The organism is Bacillus sp. AFS029533 (assembly GCF_002585125.1).
Classification (GTDB): domain Bacteria; phylum Bacillota; class Bacilli; order Bacillales; family Bacillaceae_G; genus Gottfriedia; species Gottfriedia luciferensis_B.
Map to the genome: position 1 here is coordinate 1 of NZ_NUQC01000002.1, position 4753 is coordinate 4753.

The following is a 4753-nucleotide window of genomic DNA, read 5'->3' on the forward strand; positions in this document are numbered from 1 at the left end:
CTTTGAAAACTAAACAAAACATGAAGTAAACGTCAATTATTAGTTTTTTGAGCAATACAAGATTTAAACTTAACTTTTATGGAGAGTTTGATCCTGGCTCAGGACGAACGCTGGCGGCGTGCCTAATACATGCAAGTCGAGCGGACTAATGGGAGCTTGCTCCCGTTAGTTAGCGGCGGACGGGTGAGTAACACGTGGGCAACCTACCTGTAAGACTGGGATAACTTCGGGAAACCGGAGCTAATACCGGATGACATAAAGGAACTCCTGTTCCTTTATTGAAAGATGGCTTCGGCTATCACTTACAGATGGGCCCGCGGCGCATTAGCTAGTTGGTGAGGTAACGGCTCACCAAGGCGACGATGCGTAGCCGACCTGAGAGGGTGATCGGCCACACTGGGACTGAGACACGGCCCAGACTCCTACGGGAGGCAGCAGTAGGGAATCTTCCGCAATGGACGAAAGTCTGACGGAGCAACGCCGCGTGAGCGATGAAGGCCTTCGGGTCGTAAAGCTCTGTTGTTAGGGAAGAATAAGTGCTAGTTGAATAAGCTGGCACCTTGACGGTACCTAACCAGAAAGCCACGGCTAACTACGTGCCAGCAGCCGCGGTAATACGTAGGTGGCAAGCGTTGTCCGGAATTATTGGGCGTAAAGCGCGCGCAGGCGGTTTCTTAAGTCTGATGTGAAAGCCCCCGGCTCAACCGGGGAGGGTCATTGGAAACTGGGAAACTTGAGTGCAGAAGAGGAAAGTGGAATTCCAAGTGTAGCGGTGAAATGCGTAGAGATTTGGAGGAACACCAGTGGCGAAGGCGACTTTCTGGTCTGTAACTGACGCTGAGGCGCGAAAGCGTGGGGAGCAAACAGGATTAGATACCCTGGTAGTCCACGCTGTAAACGATGAGTGCTAAGTGTTAGAGGGTTTCCGCCCTTTAGTGCTGAAGTTAACGCATTAAGCACTCCGCCTGGGGAGTACGGTCGCAAGACTGAAACTCAAAGGAATTGACGGGGGCCCGCACAAGTGGTGGAGCATGTGGTTTAATTCGAAGCAACGCGAAGAACCTTACCAGGTCTTGACATCCTCTGACAACCCTAGAGATAGGGCTTTCCCTTCGGGGACAGAGTGACAGGTGGTGCATGGTTGTCGTCAGCTCGTGTCGTGAGATGTTGGGTTAAGTCCCGCAACGAGCGCAACCCTTGATCTTAGTTGCCAGCATTTAGTTGGGCACTCTAAGGTGACTGCCGGTGACAAACCGGAGGAAGGTGGGGATGACGTCAAATCATCATGCCCCTTATGACCTGGGCTACACACGTGCTACAATGGATAGTACAAAGGGTTGCAAGACCGCGAGGTGGAGCTAATCCCATAAAACTATTCTCAGTTCGGATTGTAGGCTGCAACTCGCCTACATGAAGCCGGAATCACTAGTAATCGCGGATCAGCATGCCGCGGTGAATACGTTCCCGGGCCTTGTACACACCGCCCGTCACACCACGAGAGTTTGTAACACCCGAAGTCGGTGGGGTAACCTTTTAGGGGCCAGCCGCCTAAGGTGGGACAGATGATTGGGGTGAAGTCGTAACAAGGTAGCCGTATCGGAAGGTGCGGCTGGATCACCTCCTTTCTATGGAGACATCATGAACCGATGGTTCATGTATGAAATGTTTCTTCATTGTTTTGTTTAGTTTTGANNTTTGTACCTTGAAAACTAGATAATGTCATTCATTAAACTGCGTAAGTTTAATTCAATTAGTTTTAAAATTAGTTAAGTTAGAAAGGGCGCACGGTGGATGCCTTGGCACTAGGAGTCGATGAAGGACGGGACTAACACCGATATGCTTCGGGGAGCTGTAAGTAAGCTTTGATCCGGAGATTTCCGAATGGGGGAACCCACTACTCGTAATGGAGTAGTATCTTTACCTGAATACATAGGGTACTGAGGACAGACCCAGGGAACTGAAACATCTAAGTACCTGGAGGAATAGAAAGCAATAGCGATTTCCTGAGTAGCGGCGAGCGAAACGGAAGATAGCCCAAACCAAGAGGCTTGCCTCTTGGGGTTGTAGGACACTCTATACGGAGTTACAAAGGAACGGGGTAAATGAAGCGACCTGGAAAGGTCCGTCAAAGAAGGTAAAAACCCTGTAGTTGAAACCTCGTTCCCTCTTGAGTGGATCCTGAGTACGGCGGAACACGTGAAATTCCGTCGGAATCTGGGAGGACCATCTCCCAAGGCTAAATACTACCTAGTGACCGATAGTGAACCAGTACCGTGAGGGAAAGGTGAAAAGCACCCCGGAAGGGGAGTGAAAGAGAACCTGAAACCGTGTGCTTACAAATAGTCAGAGCTCGTTAACGAGTGATGGCGTGCCTTTTGTAGAATGAACCGGCGAGTTACGATCCCGTGCAAGGTTAAGTTGAAGAGACGGAGCCGCAGCGAAAGCGAGTCTGAATAGGGCGATATAGTACGTGGTCGTAGACCCGAAACCGAGTGATCTACCCATGTCCAGGATGAAGTTCAGGTAACACTGAATGGAGGTCCGAACCCACGCACGTTGAAAAGTGCGGGGATGAGGTGTGGGTAGCGGAGAAATTCCAATCGAACTCGGAGATAGCTGGTTCTCCCCGAAATAGCTTTAGGGCTAGCCTTATGTGTTAGAGTCTTGGAGGTAGAGCACTGATTGGACTAGGGGCCCCCAACGGGTTACCGAATTCAGTCAAACTCCGAATGCCAATGACTTATCCATAGGAGTCAGACTACGAGTGATAAGATCCGTGGTCAAGAGGGAAACAGCCCAGACCGCCAGCTAAGGTCCCAAAGTATACGTTAAGTGGAAAAGGATGTGGAGTTGCTTAGACAACCAGGATGTTGGCTTAGAAGCAGCCACCATTTAAAGAGTGCGTAATAGCTCACTGGTCGAGTGACTCTGCGCCGAAAATGTAACGGGGCTAAACGTATCACCGAAGCTGCGGATTGATACCGTATGGTATCAGTGGTAGGGGAGCGTTCTAAGGGCGTTGAAGCTAGATCGTAAGGACTGGTGGAGCGCTTAGAAGTGAGAATGCCGGTATGAGTAGCGAAAGACGGGTGAGAATCCCGTCCACCGTATGCCTAAGGTTTCCTGGGGAAGGCTCGTCCTCCCAGGGTTAGTCAGGACCTAAGCCGAGGCCGACAGGCGTAGGCGATGGACAACAGGTTGATATTCCTGTACCACCTCATTTCCGTTTGAGCGATGGAGGGACGCAGAAAGATAGGGTAAGCGCGCTGCTGGATATGCGCGTCCAAGCAATTAGGCTGATGTGTAGGCAAATCCGCACATCATAAGGCTGAGTTGTGATGGCGAGGGAAATATAGTACCGAAGTTCCTGATTCTACGCTGCCAAGAAAAGCTTCTAGCGAGGAAATAGGTGCCTGTACCGCAAACCGACACAGGTAGGCGAGGAGAGAATCCTAAGGTGAGCGAGAGAACTATGGTTAAGGAACTCGGCAAAATGACCCCGTAACTTCGGGAGAAGGGGTGCTCTTTTGGGTGTATGCCCGGGAGAGCCGCAGTGAAAAGGCCCAAGCGACTGTTTAGCAAAAACACAGGTCTCTGCGAAGCCGCAAGGCGAAGTATAGGGGCTGACGCCTGCCCGGTGCTGGAAGGTTAAGAGGAGGGGTTATCCCTTACGGGAGAAGCTCTGAATTGAAGCCCCAGTAAACGGCGGCCGTAACTATAACGGTCCTAAGGTAGCGAAATTCCTTGTCGGGTAAGTTCCGACCCGCACGAAAGGCGTAACGATTTGGGCACTGTCTCAACCATAGACTCGGTGAAATTATAGTACCTGTGAAGATGCAGGTTACCCGCGACAGGACGGAAAGACCCCGTGGAGCTTTACTGCAGCTTGATATTGAATTTTGGTACAGCTTGTACAGGATAGGTAGGAGCCTGAGAAGCCGGAGCGCTAGCTTCGGTGGAGGCGTCGGTGGGATACTACCCTGGCTGTATTGAAATTCTAACCTAGAGCCGTGATCCGGCTCGGAGACAGTGTCAGGTGGGCAGTTTGACTGGGGCGGTCGCCTCCTAAAGAGTAACGGAGGCGCCCAAAGGTTCCCTCAGAATGGTTGGAAATCATTCGAAGAGTGTAAAGGCATAAGGGAGCTTGACTGCGAGACCTACAAGTCGAGCAGGGACGAAAGTCGGGCTTAGTGATCCGGTGGTTCCGCATGGAAGGGCCATCGCTCAACGGATAAAAGCTACCCCGGGGATAACAGGCTTATCTCCCCCAAGAGTCCACATCGACGGGGAGGTTTGGCACCTCGATGTCGGCTCATCGCATCCTGGGGCTGTAGTCGGTCCCAAGGGTTGGGCTGTTCGCCCATTAAAGCGGTACGCGAGCTGGGTTCAGAACGTCGTGAGACAGTTCGGTCCCTATCCGTCGTGGGCGCAGGAAATTTGAGAGGAGCTGTCCTTAGTACGAGAGGACCGGGATGGACACACCGCTGGTGTACCAGTTGTTCTGCCAAGAGCATGGCTGGGTAGCTATGTGTGGAAGGGATAAGTGCTGAAAGCATCTAAGCATGAAGCCCCCCTCAAGATGAGATTTCCCATAGCGTTAAGCTAGTAAGACCCCTGAGAGACGATCAGGTTGATAGGTCAGAGGTGGAAGCGTGGTGACACGTGGAGCTGACTGATACTAATCGGTCGAGGACTTAACTAACAAGTTTGATCGTGACATTATCTAGTTTTGAGGGTACGAAGTACAACTCAA

At 51.4% G+C, this 4753-nt stretch carries 2 rRNA genes; both read left to right on the plus strand.

Features of this window, described 5'->3' with window-relative positions:
* Positions 1-75 precede the first annotated feature (75 nt).
* Positions 76-1625, plus strand: a 16S ribosomal RNA gene (locus COE53_RS00985).
* Positions 1626-1764: 139 nt separating this feature from the next.
* Positions 1765-4702: ribosomal RNA gene (locus tag COE53_RS00990) — 23S ribosomal RNA — on the plus strand.
* Together the 16S and 23S rRNA genes form the textbook arrangement of a ribosomal RNA operon.
* The last annotated feature ends 51 nt before the right edge of the window (positions 4703-4753 follow it).